The organism is Polynucleobacter sp. JS-JIR-5-A7 (assembly GCF_018687935.1).
Taxonomy (GTDB): Bacteria; Pseudomonadota; Gammaproteobacteria; order Burkholderiales; family Burkholderiaceae; genus Polynucleobacter.
Genome location: NZ_CP061308.1, coordinates 1,682,314 through 1,700,562, shown reverse-complemented (window position 1 = coordinate 1,700,562; position 18,249 = coordinate 1,682,314). Strand labels below are relative to the sequence as shown.

Here is an 18,249-nt window from a genome sequence, read left to right as displayed (position 1 = left end):
TAGGTATTCAATATGACGCGCTATCGCTTTGAAGCACTCACCTATGGCGGCAGAAGTGAACGCGGAATCGCTGAAGGCGAGAGCGCTCGCGCCATCCGCCAGCAGTTACTGTCAAAACAGCTCGTTCCAGTTAGTGTCGAACCTGAGGCAAAGTGGACAAAAACAGCATTCTGGGAGCACTACTTCTCTGAAAATAAGCCCCTCTCTCGAAGTGACCTGGCTATCTTAACTAAGCAATTTGCATTACTAGTGCGATCAGGGGTTCAGATCGACGAAGCCCTGATCATTTTGTCTGAGGAAAGCTCTAAAAAAAATATCAAAGCTACCCTGCAGTCAATCGTCAATGAATTACGAGCCGGCCTGTCTTTATCTGGCGCAATAGCAACTCAAGCAAGCAGTTTTGATTCTTTATATCAAGGAGTAGTTGCAGCTGCCGAGCAATCTGGAAAAATGGGGCAAGTCCTATCCCAGTTAGCGGAGTTCTTAGAAAAGCGGCAAGCCTTAAAGCAAAAAGCCTTAGCTGCTTTAGTTTACCCAGCCATGTTGACAGGCGTTTCATTCATGGTCATTTTATTTTTAATGACCTATGTTGTGCCTCAGATTGCTAGAGTATTTGAAACTACCAAACAAGTACTCCCCTTATCCACACGCTTTGTATTGGGGCTCTCTCATTTTTTAGTGGATTGGAGTTGGCTGCTCGTCATAGTTACTGTAGTAGTGATTTATCTTGCTAAAAGAATGCTTAAGAGGCCTGATCTTCGTCTGCGCTTTGATACTTACTATTTGGATTTACCTGTTATTGGGCCATTGTTTTTGGGTTTTGAGACTGCTCGGTTTGCCAATACGATGGCAATGCTCGTGAGTGCGAATGTGCCAATATTGGTAGCCTTACAAAGCTCTAAAAATACTTTAAGTAACCATCTCTTGAAAAAAGCAATTGATTCAACTGAGATTGGCCTTCGAGAGGGTGCTAGCCTATCTCGTGCATTGGGCAGTCAAGGGGTATTTTCTCCAATTCTGATTCACCTCATTCGTTCGGGAGAGGCATCTGGCCAGTTAGCTGAAATGCTCAAATACGGCGCAGAGAATGCTGAACTTGAAGCAGAACAAAAAACAAAAATATTCACGAGTTTATTGGAGCCAGTCCTCATCTTATTGATGGGCCTTCTAGTACTAGGAATTGTCATGGCAGTAATGCAGCCAATATTGCAAATGAATTCAGGAATAAGGTAGGGCATATGCAAATCATCATCATGCTAGGGCCCCATAGTCGCACAAGAGAAATTCATCTCACCATGAGGCATTTTTTGCTTGGTGGAATTCTTGGCCTCCCAACAATATTGATCTTGATTTGGGCACTCAACTCATTTAGTAATAGTGCGAGTGACATTTTTCTCTCAATGAATACAAGGCAGCTCTCAGAAAAGCGACTTGTAATCGACTCTAAAAATGATTATGAGATTAAGTTAATTGAATTACAAACCCGTTTAGATGAGGCTCAACGTAAATTAGATCAGCTCGATGCTCTGCGGTTCCAACTCTTGCGTTCAAATGGAAAGCTGAATCTTAGCCATAGTCAGTTAAGTGATTCTGAATTACTTAATGCTCAGGGTGGCCCTCTGAGGCCTGCAAGCACAGCTCATTATCTCGGTAATACAGATGAGCAATATGGCGTTCGTTTAGATCAAACTTTGCAGGATACTTTTGCCATGCATGCCAGATTGAATGAAATTCAGAGCTCATTGACCCGCACTTGGGATGTCGCCAATTCAGTACCTTCAGGATTGCCCTTGGTTGCCTCAACCCAACCCACTAGTGGCTTAGGTTATCGCCTTGACCCTTTTACTCGTCAAATTGCTTGGCATGACGGCACTGATTACCCTGCAGCTTTTGGCACTCCGATTCTGGCGACCGCCGAAGGAAAGGTGATCCGCGCAGGGTGGGATAGTGAGTATGGAAACCTCATTGAGCTTGCCCATAAGAATGGGGTAATCACTCGATACGCTCACGCACAAGAATTATTAGTAAAGCTTGGTGATGATGTGAAGAAATCTCAAGTGATTGCTAAAGTGGGATCGACCGGCAGATCAACCGGCCCCCATGTGCATTACGAGATACTTCGTAATGGGATAGTACTTGGTCAAAATCGTTGATGCTCTCTAGTTGCTAATGCTTACTTTTTAGCTAAAGCACCCATTTCAACCAACTTTCCAAAGATGCCGGTTTCAGGGAGCTGATATTTAGCAGGCAATGGCATTTGAGAAATTTTGCTGGCCACTTTTGCATCTATACCCAAGCCTATTAGTACTTGATTGGTAACTTGATCTTCAAAGCCTTTGGCGGGGCGCTTAAGGAGCATGGTGTGGATACCTCCAATCAGGCTACCAATGGCAATATTGGCACCGATAGAGGCTGGCATATCGGTAAAACTTCCTTCTTTAATACCCAGATGAATATCGCGAATCATATTTTGAAAGATCTCTGCGTCAGGATTTTGATTCGGCCATTGAATTTGAGTTAAAAATCTGCCGAGCATCGGAAAGTCGACTACCAAGCGCATCAATATTCTCATTGTTGAGGCTAAGCGTGTCGTTGTATCAAAGTTCTGGGGCATCGATACATTAATTAGGCCATCAAATTCTTCCATGAGCTGTTTTGCTAGACCATCGTATAAAGCGGGAAGTGATGGAAAGTAGTTATAAAAACTACCTCTTGAGACTTCGGCTTGCTTAATGACATCTTCAACCTCTAGTTTATAGATAGAGTTCGTAGAGGCTAGGGTGAGTCCGGAAAACAGGAGGTGCAACTGCATCTCCTCGCGGCGGAGTGCTGCAACCCTTACTCGGTGATCTAAAGCTTTTGCCATTGGAAGATTCTACCTTTTTTGCTTGACTCAGAGTTGATTTATGTCAAAATGACGCCATGTATATTTAGACATTAAAGGGCTCTGAAATGCTTAGCAGGTGGAATAAATTAAAAGGGCTCCAGAAGTCCGGATTAGCCTTTGGTGCGCTTCTAATGTCAGCAGTGATTCTGTTGGCTTGCGGAGGTGGTAGTGGAAGCGATAACGGTTCCTCGTCATCGACTGAGATTACAACATTAGTAACAGCTGCCAGTGGATCAAGTAACGTGGCTTGCGCTACAAATGGTCAATGTATTGGTGCCGCATTTAGGACTATAGGTTCTATACCAGATACGCTGAGTATTCTCAGTACATCATGGACAAATACAAATACAAACATCATTACGCTTTCACAAATTCCTTATGTTGATGGTTCAAATAGTGCAACTTACTATGATGCGGCTGGGAGTGTTTTTGCAATGACCGTAGATCAGACTGCCCAACTGACTGGATATAGCACCACTGGTAGTAGAACTTTTTCGGGAAATGGCTTACCAAGTACGAAGATGGGAACTTTTCCAGTCCAGTCTGGAACGGCTGCTTATTCATACTATGCGGCCTTACCCGGCGGGACTAATCCGGCTACAGGTCAGCACTATAATAATGCTGCTGAGATTGGAATTTCGCCTTACCCCTTAAGTAGTGTTGTTCCTTTAAATCCTGTTGTAAGCGGCGCCTACCCAATTGATTCTTTAATAGTGGGCATTACTCTTACTGGTGCGGTATGGCATGTTGAAAAAGCCAATGATTCAAGTGGTAATTATTACAACCCGGTTAATGCATTGCCTTTGGATGCATGTTTTGGCCATCCATATAACCAACAATATCATCTTCATGGTTATTCTTGGAAATGCTTTCCTAATCAAGGAACAACCGGCCAATCACCAGTATTTGGTTTCGCCTTAGATGGTTTTCCGATTACGGGTCCTCGAGCAGCAGATGGACATAACATAACTAATGCAGAGCTTGATATATGCCATGGGACGACATCTCTAATCACAATGCCTGATGGCACAAGTAAGAATACTTATCACTATGTACTCAACAGAGAATATCCTTATTCAGTTGGTTGCTTTAGGGGGTTGGTGAATTATGACCAAGCACTTGGACCTACAGGACAAAATAATTACATGAAAGAAGGCATTCCTTATCCGCCAACTTTTTATCCTACCCCATAAATCTATTAATATTTAGCGGGCACTTTTGTGGCTAGAATTCACGGTGAATTATTTGAAGTTACTGCTATCGCTGGAGGTAAAGACCAAACTTTAGTTTTATTGAAGTCTGGTGAGGTGCTGGGTTGGGGTGGTGCTGGAAGTGGCCGTATTACCTCGCCTTATATTGATATTTGTAGCTCCCAAAAAAATACGGATAGTAAGCCGGTATTTATTAGTTACCCTACTAAATTTTCTAATGCATCTGCAGGATACGGCGCTAGCTTAGGGATCTCGGAGCGCCTAAAAGTTTATATCTGGGGCTTTTGTCAACTTGGTGTTGGTGGAAAGGCTTCATTTTCGGAGGAGCCTGCTCTTATTGATGATATTGCTGATGCAATCAAGGTTTCGGCTGGACAATTTCTATACGCTGCAATTGATCAAGCGGGGAAAGTGTATACATGGGGATTGAATGCGGATGGTGCCTTAGGGCGCACACAATCCCAAATCAATGCATCACCAGGGTTGATTGCCGGACTTCCTGAGACTCAAGATATTGCAATTGGTGACAACTTTATCCTTGCGCTCACCAAAGACCAAAGAGTATATGGGTGGGGAAGTAATTCTGCAGGTCAGCTGGGGCTTGGGCATCTTAATGCCGTATATATGCCTGAGCTGATTCCGTTCCCAGGGAAAATTAGTAACATCGCTGTAGGCTCTACTCACGTTCTCGTTGTTACTAATGAGGGCAAGGTATATGGTTTGGGTAGCAACCACTTCGGGCAGGTTGGGGGTGGCCCCCAATCTTATATTGATCGACCACAGCTGATTCCTTTTCCAGAAAAGATCACATCAGTTGCTGGTGGCATGCACTATTCGATTGCCTTATCAGTAAGTGGAAAAGTTTACTCTTGGGGTTGGAATGGGTTTGGTCAGCTGGGACATGGCGATCTTCTGTCTCGAAGTGCTCCTACACTTATTCCTAAGTTATCGGGGGTGAGAAGGATTGCCGCTGGAGAAGCGCACACATTAGCGATTGGTAAAGACCAACTTCTAGGCTGGGGCAGTAATGAATCAGGTCAATTAGGCAAGGCAGTAATAAAGCAATTGACCCCAAACGCTTTCTTGGCGATTGCCTAGGATAGTTATGGGAATCGATCGCCGTCATTTCTTGCGCTTGAGTGCGACACTCGCTTCGGGCGTAGTAGTTCCAGCAAGTTTTACTGCTTGCAGCCGTGAAGAAGGGGTATCACTAGCCACTCCTAAACAAACTTTTGTACAGCCCACCTTGCTTGAGTCTAAAAATGGTTTGCTAGATGTGACTTTAACAGCGTCTTACTTTGATACAAAGTTGGCTGGGGATGATCCAAGCAAAAAATATCCCGTGTCCTTACGTGCTTATGGCTTTGATAATCAAGGCCCTAGTTATTCTGGACCAACATTGGTAGTGAGGGGCGGGGATCAATTGCGAATTAAGTTGGTCAACAACTTACCTGTAAATCCTCCGTTTGCGGCTTTCCGAGATCCCACTAATTACATGAAGCCCAACACTACTAATTTGCATACTCACGGCTTACATGTATACCCAGGGATGGATTCAGATCGGAAGTCGCTGGAGTATGGTGATTATGTAGTTGATCCCAACAGTGGTGGAGTTTTGCCAAATGGAGATTCAAGACAGTACGTTTATCAGATTCCTAAAGATCACCCTGAAGGGCCGTTTTATTACCATCCTCAATACCATGGCAGTAGTGCAATTCAGGTAGCTAGTCTTATGTCTGGGGCAATCATGGTACGCGGCCCTGCCGATGATTTGCCAGAGATGGCTCAAGCAGAAGAATTGATTTTTCTATTTCAGGCGCCTTATTTTGCGAGTAGCCAAACTAGTAATAACTACGGCGTAAAGGATGGCTTGCTAGAGAAGTTCGCCCAAATAGCTAATCACCCCACAGGTCATGGAATTCATAGCTCTAAACAAGATGACGTAGACAGTCAGCCTGTTTTGATTAATGGTGTGCGTCAGCCAACAATCGTTATGCAAAGTGGGGAAGTGCAGAGATGGCGCTTCATTAATACCCAAGTATTTAACTACCTTAATCTGAGTTTAGATGGGCATACTCTAAATCAATACACAATAGATGGATGGGGCAGTAGTACCTATCAAGAATATCCTGATGCACGAAAAAAGAATGGCGGGGGTATTTTGTTGGCAGCAGGTAATCGTTCTTCAGTTGTGATTCAAGCTGGAGAGCCAGGCACTTATCTGCTGAGATCGCTGCCTGTCAAAATTGCAAAAGGCCTGCAAACTGCTATTTTGCCGGGAGATGTTTTAGCAAAGATTGTAGTGTTGGATTCTCAAAAAGTAATGGCATTACCAGCTACGCCATTGCCAGTATGCAACTTCTTAAAGCCCATCACTGATCAAGAGTTAGCTTGCGCTGGTGGTAAAAAGCGCAGCATCATTCTCAATATGATTGGCAATGAAAGTCTAGATCCCTCTCGAAATTCTCCATCGCTGATTAATCAGACAATGGCTAGCGCAGAGACTGCAGCATCAGAAATTACAGAGTTTGTGAAGAAAAATATTGCCCTTGCAAAAGAGGGTATTTCTAAGGTCACTGGAAAGCCCATCGAAGGCTCTAAATACTTTCTGCCATTTGTTTTCCCGACCTATGATTACCAGTTACAGCCTGCAAATACCATCATTCAGAATGTGATCCTAGGCTCCATAGAGGAGTGGACTATTTTTAATTGCAACAGCATTGCCCATTCATTTCACATTCACGTCAATCCAATGTACATCATCAAGATTAACGGCGAATCAATCAATCCTTATTGGTGCGATACGGTAGCCCTACCAGCTGGCGGGACTCCAGAAATGCCGACTTCAGTTACATTTCGGATGCGTTTTAAAGACTTCGTAGGACCTTACATTCTGCACAGCCAAATGTTGCAATATTCTGATTTAGGGATGGTTCAGCGGGTAACAGTAGTACCAGCGTAGGGGATGGTATTGCCTAATGCTTCAATTAGCTTTTGTATGATTTTGCAATGACGCTATATTCGAAGCTACACCCGTTGGAGGGACCGAGAGGGCCGAAGCAGGATTCTTGGATAACTCAGCAGCAATTTTTTGGTCCACCCCCAAACTGATGAGAATTTGATAGATAACCTTATCTATATAATCGTCAGGCTGTTTAGTTTCAAGAATATCTTTAGCGGCACCTCTTAAGCAACCAAGGATCAGATTTGTGCCAATCGATGCAGGCATATCAGAAAAGTAGCCTTGGGCTTTCCCGTCCATAAAGTCTTTCTCTATATCTTTGTACATCATGTGATTTGGATCAGAGCTAGGCCATTCCTCTTTTAATAGCAAGGAAGCCAGAAATGGGGCCTTAGTAATAAACAGTAGCGCTCGTTTAGTTTTTATTGCCACGCGAGCAGCTGCGTCTGGAATTGCAGGGGAGTGAGATAAAGTATATTCCGTGATTTCATTTGATAATTTTTTGCCCAGCTCTTTAAAAAGGCTATCAACGGAATGAAATACTTTATAAAAGGTACTGCGAGAGACTTCAGCCTTATTAACCAAGTCATCTATTTTAATATTTTCAACGCTAGTATTTTTAGCCAAATCAGAGGCGCCTAATAAGAGGCTTTCTTTTATCTGCTCAAGATGTTTTTCATCGGAGTTAAAAAGATGGTGAACTATTTTTGGCATAAATTATTAAACAGCAAGTAAGCAATTTGGTATTGAGAGTGTAGCCCTGGAGATGTCACCTTTGGTAGCTAAAGGATATGCGGAATTGTGCAATTAAACTTCTTGTTAGAGTACTGCAGAATGCTATCAGAGGCAAATTAAACTGATCCCGGTGGCATGAACGGGTTGAAATCAAGGTCGTTAGCAGCCCCTCGCTATATAAGCGTTACTTTAAGTAACGCTTATCAACCACATGCAAAAAACAGTTTGGAGCAACGAGGTATTAGATGGTTGCTCCAAAAATCCTGTGGTTTTGAAAACCAAAGAGCGAGGTATTGCATCTTGCGATCTTGTTAATCTAGTCACACAACAGCTCACACACTGATAAACAGGCGACGTAACCTCTTGAAATCCTAGTGGTTTTATTTGGATGTCTGCTCTCATAATCCTTTGGTCCCAGGTTCAAGTCCTGGTGGGCCCACCAATGAAATCAACGACTTAGGGAGAAATTCCTAAGTCGTTTTTCTATTTATGCCGCTCAGTATTTAAGTAATCTCCACAAATCTTCCAATGCAACCCTAATAAATATGCAGCTATGCCGGTAGGGCAAAGTACTATTTATGGAGCTGGCTCTAGCAATACTGTATTTTTTAATTTGCTATAAACTAATTTTCGATAATTGTAGAAATTAGCACCTCGCAAGTTTCCTAATTAAATTCAATATTCCCCTAACCAAAGGTGGACGAAAGAGAGATCTGGGGTTTAAATATGGCGCTTATAACTAGTCCTGAATCTATACTGGACATCACCATTGCGGCGATGCAAAGTACGGAGGATCAGAGACTTAAAACTTTAGTAGTCTCATTAACCAAACATTTGCATCAATTTGTATTGGAGAATCGACTAACTGAGCTCGAGTTCGAAAAGGCGCTCCAATTCATTGTTGGCATTGGTCAGGCAACTGGAAAAAATACTAACGAGGTTGTTTTGGCGGCAGATATATTAGGCGTCTCCTCTTTAGTATCTACAATCAATAATTTAGATTTAGATGGTGGCTCTTACGCTGCTTTGCTTGGTCCGTTTTGGCGAAAAAATGCCCCCTTGTGTTCTTGGGGGGAGAATATCTCCAGAACTGAGCTGGCTGGCCAAGCAATGGAGGTGCGTGGTCGCATTGTTGATGAATCAAAGCAGGCCGTGATTGGCGCAGTTGTAGATGTTTGGCATTCTTCACCTGTCGGATTTTATGAAAACCAAGATGAGCAGCAAGCAGATATGAATTTGCGTGGTCGCTTTGAGACCAATGAAAATGGCGAATTCTTTTTTACTACTATCCGCCCAGCTGGATACCCCGTGCCAACCAATGGTCCGTGTGGTGAATTATTGCGCGCACAAAAAAGACATCCAAATAGACCTGCCCATATTCATTTTATGATTTCAAAACCTGGCTATAAGGTTTTAATCACCCAGGTTTTTGATTCAACAGATGAAAACTTGGAAAGTGATCCTGTATTTGGTGTCTCCAAACAATTAGTTGGAGAGTATTTAACTGATGCAGCTACTGGAGCTTGCAAGCTAAATCATTCTTTTGTATTACAAGCTGGTGAAATGGTTTTCCCGGCCCCACCTATCCCTTAGGATTTTATGAATACATTTCAATCTGTAGATGATTTAAATAATAAAGTTGCCGTCATTATTGGCGGCAGCGGTGCCGTTGGCTTTGCTACAGCAAAGAGACTAGCTAGTTTAGGTGCTACCTGTGTCTTGGTTGGACGCAACGCAATTGAAAAAAGTGTAGAGCAGATCAATCAGTTGCCAGCAGGAAAGCATTTTTGCTTGAATGCTTCCATTATTGATTCAGAAAGCCTGGTAGCTGCTGCTAAAGAAGTTGAGTTACGGCTAGGTCGATGCGATATTTTAGTGAACTCTGCCGGCTTTACTAAGCCTGTGCCGGCTGCAAATTTAGATGCACTTACCGACGATCTGATTGATGATATCTTGAAGACAAATTTCCGTGGAGTGTTTGCATCTATTCGGGCTTTTCAAGTATTGCTAAAAGCAAATAGAGATGGTCTGATTGTGAATGTTTCATCCATTGCTGGTTTTACTGGGGTTGGGAGCAATCTTGCTTATGTGGCAGCAAAGGCGAGCTTAGATATTGTGAGTGATTCACTTGCAAAAGTCCTTGCGCCAGACATTCGCGTTCTTTGTGTTTCTCCTGGCGTAGTTGATTCAGCCTTTGTTCCTGGTCGTGGAGATGACTTCAATGATAAGACTGCAGCTACAACGCCACTTAAACGAATCGGCACTCCCGATGATGTCGCCTCAGCTATCGAAGCTTGTGCTACTCGCCTGCGTTTTTCAACCGGAACTCGAATTGTGGTTGATGGCGGTCGCCATCTTTAAAAAAAGAATTAGATATGAGTCAAAAAACCTTCCTTACCTGCGCTGTGACCGGCAATCTGACCACACCTGATCAGACCCCATATTTACCTATTACGCCAAATCAAATTGCTGATGAGTGCCTGGCCTCAGCAGAAGTGGGGGCCGCCGCTGTCCATATTCATGTTCGTGATCCTCAGACTGGTAAGCCCTCAATGGAATTAGATCTCTATCGCGAGGTGTTTGATCAGATTCGTAATGTCAATCCACAATTAATCATCAATCTCACTACTGGCCCTGGCGGCCGTTTCATACCAAGTATTGAAGATCCGCGTATTGCGGCCCCTGGTTCAAGCTTGATGCAACCTGAAAAACGGGTAACGCACATTACTGCTCTTAGACCTGATATCTGTACATTAGATCTAAATACAATGAATTCCGGTGCTGATGTTGTGATCAATACGCCGCGTAATGTGCGAATTATGTCAGATATCATGCGAGCAGCCGGTGTGAAGCCTGAATTAGAAATTTTTGATTCGGGTGATATACATTTAGCGCGAGATCTTATTAACGATGGAACACTTGAAGGGCCAGGCTTGTGGTCTTTTGTGACTGGCGTGAAATATGGTTTTTCCTCTTCCCCTGAAACCTTGTTATATGCCCGTAGTCTTTTACCTTCTGGTGCAATTTGGTCAGGGTTTGGTATCGGACGTTTTGAATTTCCAATGGTTGCGCAGGCTTGGCTTGCCGGCGGTCATGTGCGGGTTGGTATGGAAGACAACCTCTATTTGGAAAAGGGCGTGCTGGCAAAAAGTAATGCTGAGTTGGTTGCTAAAGCCAAACGCATCATCAATGACTTAGGTGGCGAGTTAGCTAGTTCACAAGAAGCTCGTGCAATGCTTAATTTACCAATTAAATCATCATAAGAATCGGTATAAAGAAATGACAATGCAAAAAGAGAATTTGCGTGCAATACGTTTGAATGCAAAAGTATCGTCAATTGACGAGCTCTCACCTTTGATTGAGATGCAACAACTCCCCACCTTAAATCAGGGCGAGGCTTTGGTGCGTGTAGTCAGTGCAGGCGTAAATCCCAGTGATGTTAAGGCAGCATTAGGAATTATGCCTAAAGCAATCTTTCCGCGTATTCCAGGTCGCGATTTTGCTGGTGTAGTAGTGGATGGTTCTAGCGCATGGCTTGGTAAAGCAGTGTGGGGATCTGGTGGCGATATAGGTATAACCCGCAACGGTTCGCATGCGGGTTGGTTGGTTCTGCCTGAGCAGGCCCTTTATGAAAAACCACAAAATTTAAGCTTTGAAGAGGCGGGCTCGGTTGGTGTGCCATTTGTTACTGCTTACGAGGGATTTCGAAGGAGTGGATTGCCTAAGCCTGGTCAAATTGTTGTAGTTATGGGCGCCAATGGAAAAGTAGGTCAAGCTGCCGTACAAATTGCTGCTATGAATGGGGCTCAAGTAATTGCCGTTCAACGTTCTGACTCCTTTAGTGCCTTTGCATGTAGCGATGTAAGTGTGATTAATGCTAAAGACTTAGGAGCAGAGCAAATTGCAGAGCAAGTTCAGCAACTAAGCAATGGTAAGGGGGCAAATATTATCTACAACACCGTTGGAAGTGCTTATTTTGAAGCTGCCAATAAATCTTTGGCAAAGGGTGGCACTCAGATTTTTATAGCAACGCAAGATAGAGCTGTGCCATTTGATATTTTTACTTTTTATCGCGGCATGCATACCTTTGTTGGAATCGATACCTTAGCGCTAGACTGCATTGAGTCAATCAAACTATTAAATCAATTGAAGTCTGGTTTTGAATCTAATCAACTGAAAGCATTTCATGTGGATCAGAATTTTGCGATTGATCATGCTCTTGAGGCTTATAAACTTGTTTTAAGCGGCTCCCCAAAACGAGTTGTGTTTAATTTATAGATAGAGCAATTTATGCACATTACGAGATTTGAAGCGGCCAACACTTATCAAGCCCCGAATCATGATGATATGACTTGCTATCGCCTTCAGGGCAAAGAGGCGAGTCCGTGTAATTCAATGTGGATGGGCATGAGTGTTTTTGAGCCTGGAGGTCAAACCGCACTTGATGGCTCAACATTGGAAAAGATCTATTTTGTTGTAGAGGGAGAAGTGGCAGTATTTTGCGAGTCTGAGGATGGCCTCAAGTCAGAAGGTATTTTACGTAAGAATGATTCTTGTGTCTTTTTAGCAGGCGAGAAAAGGCAGCTAAAAAATTTAAGCAATCACATTGCGAAGGTCATTTTAATCATGGCATCAAATTAAATTCTGATCAAATGTTTCAACTACATCATTTAATGGAAAATCAATCATCATGAAACAAGTTCAATTTAATGTGAAATCCTTACTTGCTAAGCTAATCGTGATGCTTACGATTTCAATGGTTGGTATTGGTAATTCTTTTGCCCAAACGGCTTGGCCTAACGCCCAAACTATACGTTTTATTGTGCCGTTTACTCCTGGCAGTGGAACCGATGTGATTGCTCGTCTTATTGCTAACAAGGTGGCAGATAGTCTTGGCACATCAATTTTTATCGAGAATAAGCCTGGTGCTGGCGGTACTATCGGCGCAGCACTGGTTGCCAAATCTGCGCCCGATGGATATACATTTTTAATTCAATCTTCTGGTCATGTAGTTAATCCATTTATCTATAGCGGCTTACCTTACGATACTTTGAAAGATTTTGCTGCTGTTACTTCCTTGGTGCAACTCCCAAATGTCATGGTGACATCACCAAATGCTGGTTACACTTCAGTTGCGGATTTGATTGCTAAGGCTCAAGCTAATCCAGGCTCTAAAAATTACGCTTCTGCTGGCAATGGATCAGCCACGCATATGAATGCGGAAAAATTCAGAATCGCTGCAAAAATTAACGCAAACCATATTCCCTACAAAGGAACACCAGATGCTATTACAGATACGATGGCCGGTAGGGTGGATTGGTTTTTTTCACCCATTGTTTCTGCTTTACCCTTAATCAAGGATGGCAAACTTCAGGCATTGGCTGTTGGCACCTCTAAGCGCTCCATAGTATTGCCTAATGTGCCTACTACGATTGAATCTGGCGCTCCTAATTCCTCTTATATTTTTTGGGTAGGCATTTTTGCTCCTTCTAAAACGCCTACAAAGATCATCAATCGAATGAATGCTGCCATCATTAAGGTAATGCAAGAGCCTGCTGTGGTTGAGCAACTACATAGACTTGGTGCAGAGTCAATGGTGATGAGCCCTGAAAAATTTGATCAGATGGTTAAAACAGAGATGGATTCAGCGGCTATTTTGGTCAAAGAGTCAAAAATGGTGGTGAACTAACTGAGAATCATCTTGCAAAAATAAGATTTAGCTCATAATCCTTTGGTCCCAGGTTCAAGTCCTGGTGGGCCCACCAGAAAAGCAAACCCTCATCAGCAATGGTGGGGGTTTTGTCTTTTGAGCGTTACTTAAAGTAACGGTTGTCGGGCTGCTTCCGGCTAATAGCATTTTCTCAAGTTCTCTCATTATCCACATTACCAATCCGATAATAGTATTACTTTTTATATAAGTAATAAATATTCAATATTTAAATAAGAGTTGATTCGCCTTGATCACTTAGCTTGAGATAAGTATGGTTAGCTTTATTAATTACAACATTAATTAATATCTCCTGCCAAATCAAAGTTTCAACCAATATGACAACTTACCCTAATAATCCCAAAAACTGCGCTAATGCAATAGTAAAGATTCTTGAAAATCATGGAGTTACTCATGTATTTGGTATTCCCGGTACAAAAATTGATAGCCTCTTCCTTGCTCTTAATTATTCTAAAATTAAATTAATTGTTTGCCAGCACGAGCAAAATGCAGCTTTCATGGCAGCAGCATTTGGGCGTTTGACCGGTAAAGTGGGCGTCTGTATCGCAACATCTGGACCAGGCACTACTAATCTTACGACTGGACTGGCGACAGCTACAAGCGAGGGTGATCCTGTCTTAGCTATTGGTGGCGAGGTACCTGTTGACGAGCGTTTAAAGAAAACGCATCAGTCACTTGATTCCACAGATTTAATGAAAGAAGCAACCAAGCTCTCGGTAGAGATAGTAACTCCTGATCAGGTGGGCGAGTTGATGGGTAATGCTATCCGAGTTGCTGAAAGTGGACGTCCTGGAGCTGTATTTTTATCGCTCCCCAAAGATGTAAGTTTGGCAGACTATCCTGGTGATATTGATGCCATTTGGGGTAAGAAACTTCCAATGGGTTCTGCAGCAAAGTCAACCATCAACGAAGCTCTCAATATTCTAAAAGCGAGTAAGCGTCCTATTGCTATTCTTGGCATGCAGTCATCTGCTCAGAATACATCTGATGCGCTCATCAATTTCTTCAAGAAATCTGGGATCCCATATGTTTCAACCTTTCAGGGTGCAGGTGCTTGGGTTGCTGAGTCTAGTGGAGCAACTTACGCAGGGCGTATTGGTTTATTTCGAAATCAGCCTGCAGATAAATTACTGAATCAAGCCGATGCAATACTCACTATTGGTTATGATCCAATTGAATATGATCCTTCTATTTGGAATACTAACTCGAGTCGTCCAGTTATATGCCTAGATGTGATTCCCTCATACCAAGATAATGCGTTCTTACCTTCTACAGAATTAATTGGTGACATTGGCGAGTCTTTGAGCGCACTCACAGTTGGAGTTACGACACAAATTGATCCGACATTTATGTTGGATGCTCAGGCTGCTGTCAAAGCACTTAAGGACACTATCGATGAGGGCAAGTCAATGAATAACTTCCCAGTAGAACCTCTTCGTCTTGTCTATGAGCTACAAAAGCAAATGACGCCTGATACTCACGTGGCTCTGGATGTAGGCTCAAACTATATTTGGATGAATCGTTATTCAGTTGCTGACCACGCACGTAGTTTTTTAGTGAGTAATGGTCAGCAAACACTGGGTGTCTCCATTCCTTGGGCGATTGCTATGAGCCTTCTTTATCCTGGTGAAAGAATTCTCTCTACATCTGGCGATGGTGGCTTCTTATTTACTGGAACCGAGTTAGCTACTGCTGTGCGTATTGGCGCCAAGTTTGTCCATGTTATTTGGGATAGCGGTTCCTTTGATATGGTTGGTTTTGAGGAGAGGGCGCAGTACGGCGAAACCGCAGGTATTAAGCTTGGCCATTATGATCCAGTGAAGTTTGCAGAATCTTTTGGTTGCAAGGGTTACAGTGTTAAATCTGCAGACGAGCTTCCAGGTATTTTTGAAGAGGCTTTTAAATCAGACGTGCCCGTTCTTATCCACGTACCAGTTGATTACAGTCTGAATGATCTTCTCTTTGAAAATGTTGTTCAGAGCTTTGTCAACTAACTATCATGTCAAAGTCAAACATACCAGGCAGCCAGACTTTCAATATTAATATGTCTGGATCGCTCTACAACGCTTTACAAGAGCGCTGTCTTGGGACTGGCGAGACTATTGATCATTTGGTCCAAGATTCCTTAGCAAAGGCGCTTGGTGTAGAGCATCACACGCTATATCAGGCATCAACTTCAAATGCTTTGGTGCAGGGTGTTTATCAGGGTTGTGTAACGGTGGGTACGATTAAAGCGCATGGTAATTTTGGCCTAGGCACTTACGATGCCCTTAATGGTGAAGGTCTTATGCTTGATGGACACGTTTACCAGGCATTGGGAGATGGTTCTGTTATTGAGCCCCCTGATTCTGCCTCCGCTCCTTTTTGGGTGAGTGCTGAGTTTGAGGCTGATCGAAATGCAATGATTGACTCTGTTGGCGATTGGGCAGGGCTTTGTACTCATATTGATGCCCTGCGCCGCTCGGATAATCTCTTTACTGCGATTCGTATCGATGGAATCTTTGATGAAATCCAATACCGAGTTGCATGTAAATCTGCACCCGGCACCGATCTTGTCACTGCGACAAGTCATCAGGCGAACTTTAAGTTTTCAAATATCTCTGGAACCTTGCTTGGCTTTTGGTCACCCTCTTATGCGTCAACCTTGAATATTCCAGGCTATCATCTACATTTTCTCTCTGATGATCATCAGCATGGTGGTCACGTACTAGGTATTCAGGCACAGAATCTAAAATTGCAAGTCATGGACGCAGACAATCTGGTAATCGCTTTGCCAGAAACACCAGGATTTCTTAAAGCGAACTTATCGGGCAATCCAGCGGAAGCTCTTAGCAAAATAGAACACGCGCAAAAAAATTAAAACATCCTACGAGTGCGACATGTGTTTAGGTCATTGTTCCAAAGTTTTTGATTTTGAAAACCAAAGAGTGATGTAGTATTTTTGGTGGCCACGTTAAATTAGCCATGCAAAAAACTCACATACTGATAAATAGGCGACTTAACCTCTAGAAATCCTAGTACTTTTCTTTGGACGTCTGCTCTCATATTCTTTTGATTAAAAATCAAGTGATTCAGCTGTAATGTTTTTTACTTAAGCATTGCTTTGGGTGATGCTGGGGTAAACGCCTAGAGTAATTATTTTTCGAGCTATCTAGTATGGGTATATGTCTAAGCTAATCGAACTAACTTATGTGAGTGAGCCGGCTCAAAGTATGTCTTTTTTGGGCTTGATGAGACTCTTGTATCACTCCTATTCAAATAATCAAGCATTGGGCATTACTGGGGCGCTCATCTATGAGGACAATAAATTCGGCCAAGTGATTGAGGGGCCTGAAAAAGATATTGAAGCCTTATGGCAAAAGATTCAAAAAGACGGCCGGCATAAAAATGTCCGCCTAATAGAATCTAAGCCCATCAGTGAGCGTAGCTTTAGCAAATGGACGATGGTATTTCAAGGTAGCGAAGAGATTGCTAAAACTCTGCCAGAAGTGAGTGCCGCTATTGAGGATATTGATTTTCCAGCGGGCCATCCGTTGTTAATTGCTTTGAGGAATGCCGGCTAGCACCCGCTTGATCTATTCAAGTTTCGATGGGGTCTACAGTTTTTCTTTAACTTTGCTCAATCAGTTGTGCGAATGCATTTACGAATGACTCAGGAGGCTGAGCTCCTTGCATAAGATACTGATCGTTCAGAATGATCGCAGGAACAGAGTTAATTCCCGCATTTGTATAAGTAGCTTCTTCTGTGCGGACTTCTTTGGCAAATTCATTATTCTTGAGAACCTCTAGAGCTCTATCTTGATCTAGGCCAGAATGAGTCACTGCATCTAGTAGATTATGTTGATCATCTAAATTCACTGCTAAGCAAAAGTAAGTATTGAGCAATTCTTTCTTGAGGATTGCTTGCTTCTCCAGCCCAAACTCTTGACCTGCCCAATGCAGAAGACGATGAGCGTCAAACGTGTTGTAAACCTTTTTGCGACCTTCTGGATGAAATTCAAATCCTGCCTCTAAAGCTTTGGCTCGAATATTGGCCTGATTGGTTTTGACCTGCTCTGCAGTTAAACCATATTTTTCAGTGAGATGTTCTATAGCATCTTGGCCGCCTTTAGGCATATTAGGGTTGAGTTCGAAGGGGCGAAAATGCACCTCAAAATTTGCCTGATCACTAAGCTGATCAATCGCTTGATTTAGATTGCCTAGACCGACTGCGCACCATGGGCAGGCGATATCAGATACATAATCAATTTTGATGGTTGGTTTCATCATTTGATTCTACAAGCCTATTGGTAGTGAAGTGCTTGGTAAGTCAGTGCTGCCTAAAGCAGAACTAAAGAGTGAGAAAGCATTTCTTAAAAGATGTGAAATTTCACTGCATAGTTACTGACATGACGCTAATAACTAGCCACTCTTTTCCCCGTATTTTTAAATTGAATTAATGTAGCCAGCATGCCCAAAATTCTTTGAGTATTTGAATAAATTTCATCTTCCGCACAATTTTGGGGCATGAGTTAAATGCCTTCCTTGGACTCAATATGCATTGCTGCATGTTTTGAGTCCCATTCCTTAAAATTCTGATCCCAATTCAATAATCACCATTTTGGTGCGAATCATTTTCATGGGAAGTGGTTTGGTGCGTTGCTGTATCTCCGTGTGATTTTGGCAGGTTAAAAATGACTTATTAACTTTTTTGCTTATTTTTAATGACTAAAACCTCTAGGAGATT

The 18,249-nt window shown here is 42.8% G+C and carries 17 protein-coding genes; 14 read left to right on the top strand and 3 right to left on the bottom strand.

The window, feature by feature from the left end:
* Window positions 1–12: 12 nt before the first annotated feature.
* Both gspF and AOC29_RS08880 read left to right on the top strand, forming a co-directional pair.
* Window positions 13–1,233 (top strand): type II secretion system inner membrane protein GspF, encoded by a 1,221-nt coding sequence (gene gspF, locus AOC29_RS08885; RefSeq protein WP_215295641.1) that lies wholly within the window; start codon window positions 13–15, stop codon window positions 1,231–1,233.
* A 167-nt stretch (window positions 1,234–1,400) separates the two neighbouring features.
* Window positions 1,401–2,153 (top strand): M23 family metallopeptidase, encoded by a 753-nt coding sequence (locus AOC29_RS08880; protein WP_215295639.1) that lies wholly within the window; start codon window positions 1,401–1,403, stop codon window positions 2,151–2,153.
* A gap of 20 nt (window positions 2,154–2,173) precedes the next feature.
* On the opposite strand, the gene AOC29_RS08875 is transcribed toward AOC29_RS08880, so the two are convergent.
* Complete coding sequence (locus tag AOC29_RS08875) at window positions 2,174–2,866, bottom strand: TetR/AcrR family transcriptional regulator (protein ID WP_215295638.1); 693 nt, start codon at window positions 2,864–2,866, stop codon at window positions 2,174–2,176.
* A gap of 152 nt (window positions 2,867–3,018) precedes the next feature.
* Between AOC29_RS08875 and AOC29_RS08870 the strand changes: the two genes are divergently transcribed.
* Genes AOC29_RS08870 through AOC29_RS08860 form a run of 3 tightly spaced genes read left to right on the top strand, consistent with a single transcriptional unit; the run spans window position 3,019 to window position 7,060 of the window.
* On the top strand, window positions 3,019–4,080 hold the full coding sequence (locus AOC29_RS08870; protein WP_215295636.1) for a YHYH protein: 1,062 nt from the start codon (window positions 3,019–3,021) through the stop codon (window positions 4,078–4,080).
* Window positions 4,081–4,107: 27 nt separating this feature from the next.
* Entirely contained in the window at window positions 4,108–5,196 is a 1,089-nt protein-coding gene (locus tag AOC29_RS08865; protein ID WP_215295634.1) for a hypothetical protein, read from the top strand.
* Between the two features lie 7 nt (window positions 5,197–5,203).
* On the top strand, window positions 5,204–7,060 hold the full coding sequence (locus tag AOC29_RS08860; protein WP_215295632.1) for a multicopper oxidase family protein: 1,857 nt from the start codon (window positions 5,204–5,206) through the stop codon (window positions 7,058–7,060).
* A gap of 21 nt (window positions 7,061–7,081) precedes the next feature.
* Here the strand turns inward: AOC29_RS08860 and AOC29_RS08855 are convergent, their stop codons facing one another.
* Window positions 7,082–7,774 carry a TetR/AcrR family transcriptional regulator gene (locus AOC29_RS08855; RefSeq protein ID WP_215295630.1) on the bottom strand — a complete coding sequence of 231 codons (693 nt, stop codon included), beginning with the start codon at window positions 7,772–7,774 and terminating at the stop codon, window positions 7,082–7,084.
* A 747-nt stretch (window positions 7,775–8,521) separates the two neighbouring features.
* Between AOC29_RS08855 and AOC29_RS08850 the strand changes: the two genes are divergently transcribed.
* The 9 genes from AOC29_RS08850 to AOC29_RS08810 all read left to right on the top strand — a co-directional run bounded on the left by AOC29_RS08850 (window position 8,522) and on the right by AOC29_RS08810 (window position 17,086).
* Entirely contained in the window at window positions 8,522–9,388 is an 867-nt protein-coding gene (locus AOC29_RS08850) for a dioxygenase (protein WP_215295628.1), read from the top strand.
* A 6-nt stretch (window positions 9,389–9,394) separates the two neighbouring features.
* A complete protein-coding gene (locus tag AOC29_RS08845; RefSeq protein WP_215295626.1) occupies window positions 9,395–10,156 on the top strand; it encodes an SDR family NAD(P)-dependent oxidoreductase in 762 nt (253 codons plus the stop codon).
* 14 nt (window positions 10,157–10,170) lie between these two features.
* The gene (locus tag AOC29_RS08840; RefSeq protein WP_215295624.1) at window positions 10,171–11,058 is read left to right on the top strand and encodes a 3-keto-5-aminohexanoate cleavage protein; all 888 of its coding nucleotides are present in this window, start codon (window positions 10,171–10,173) and stop codon (window positions 11,056–11,058) included.
* Between the two features lie 22 nt (window positions 11,059–11,080).
* Window positions 11,081–12,073, top strand: coding sequence for a zinc-binding alcohol dehydrogenase family protein (locus AOC29_RS08835; RefSeq protein WP_215295623.1), 993 nt, complete (start codon window positions 11,081–11,083; stop codon window positions 12,071–12,073).
* A 12-nt stretch (window positions 12,074–12,085) separates the two neighbouring features.
* The gene (locus tag AOC29_RS08830; RefSeq protein ID WP_215295622.1) at window positions 12,086–12,436 is read left to right on the top strand and encodes a cupin domain-containing protein; all 351 of its coding nucleotides are present in this window, start codon (window positions 12,086–12,088) and stop codon (window positions 12,434–12,436) included.
* Between the two features lie 49 nt (window positions 12,437–12,485).
* Complete coding sequence (locus AOC29_RS08825) at window positions 12,486–13,484, top strand: tripartite tricarboxylate transporter substrate binding protein (protein ID WP_251369978.1); 999 nt, start codon at window positions 12,486–12,488, stop codon at window positions 13,482–13,484.
* A 356-nt stretch (window positions 13,485–13,840) separates the two neighbouring features.
* Window positions 13,841–15,517, top strand: coding sequence for an acetolactate synthase AlsS (gene alsS, locus AOC29_RS08820; protein WP_215295620.1), 1,677 nt, complete (start codon window positions 13,841–13,843; stop codon window positions 15,515–15,517).
* Window positions 15,518–15,567: 50 nt separating this feature from the next.
* Window positions 15,568–16,383, top strand: coding sequence for an acetolactate decarboxylase (gene budA / locus AOC29_RS08815; protein WP_215295618.1), 816 nt, complete (start codon window positions 15,568–15,570; stop codon window positions 16,381–16,383).
* A gap of 304 nt (window positions 16,384–16,687) precedes the next feature.
* On the top strand, window positions 16,688–17,086 hold the full coding sequence (locus AOC29_RS08810) for a BLUF domain-containing protein (protein WP_215295617.1): 399 nt from the start codon (window positions 16,688–16,690) through the stop codon (window positions 17,084–17,086).
* A 46-nt stretch (window positions 17,087–17,132) separates the two neighbouring features.
* On the opposite strand, the gene AOC29_RS08805 is transcribed toward AOC29_RS08810, so the two are convergent.
* Window positions 17,133–17,789, bottom strand: a complete 657-nt coding sequence (locus AOC29_RS08805; protein ID WP_215297477.1) for a DsbA family oxidoreductase — start codon at window positions 17,787–17,789, stop codon at window positions 17,133–17,135.
* Between the last annotated feature and the right edge of the window lie 460 nt (window positions 17,790–18,249).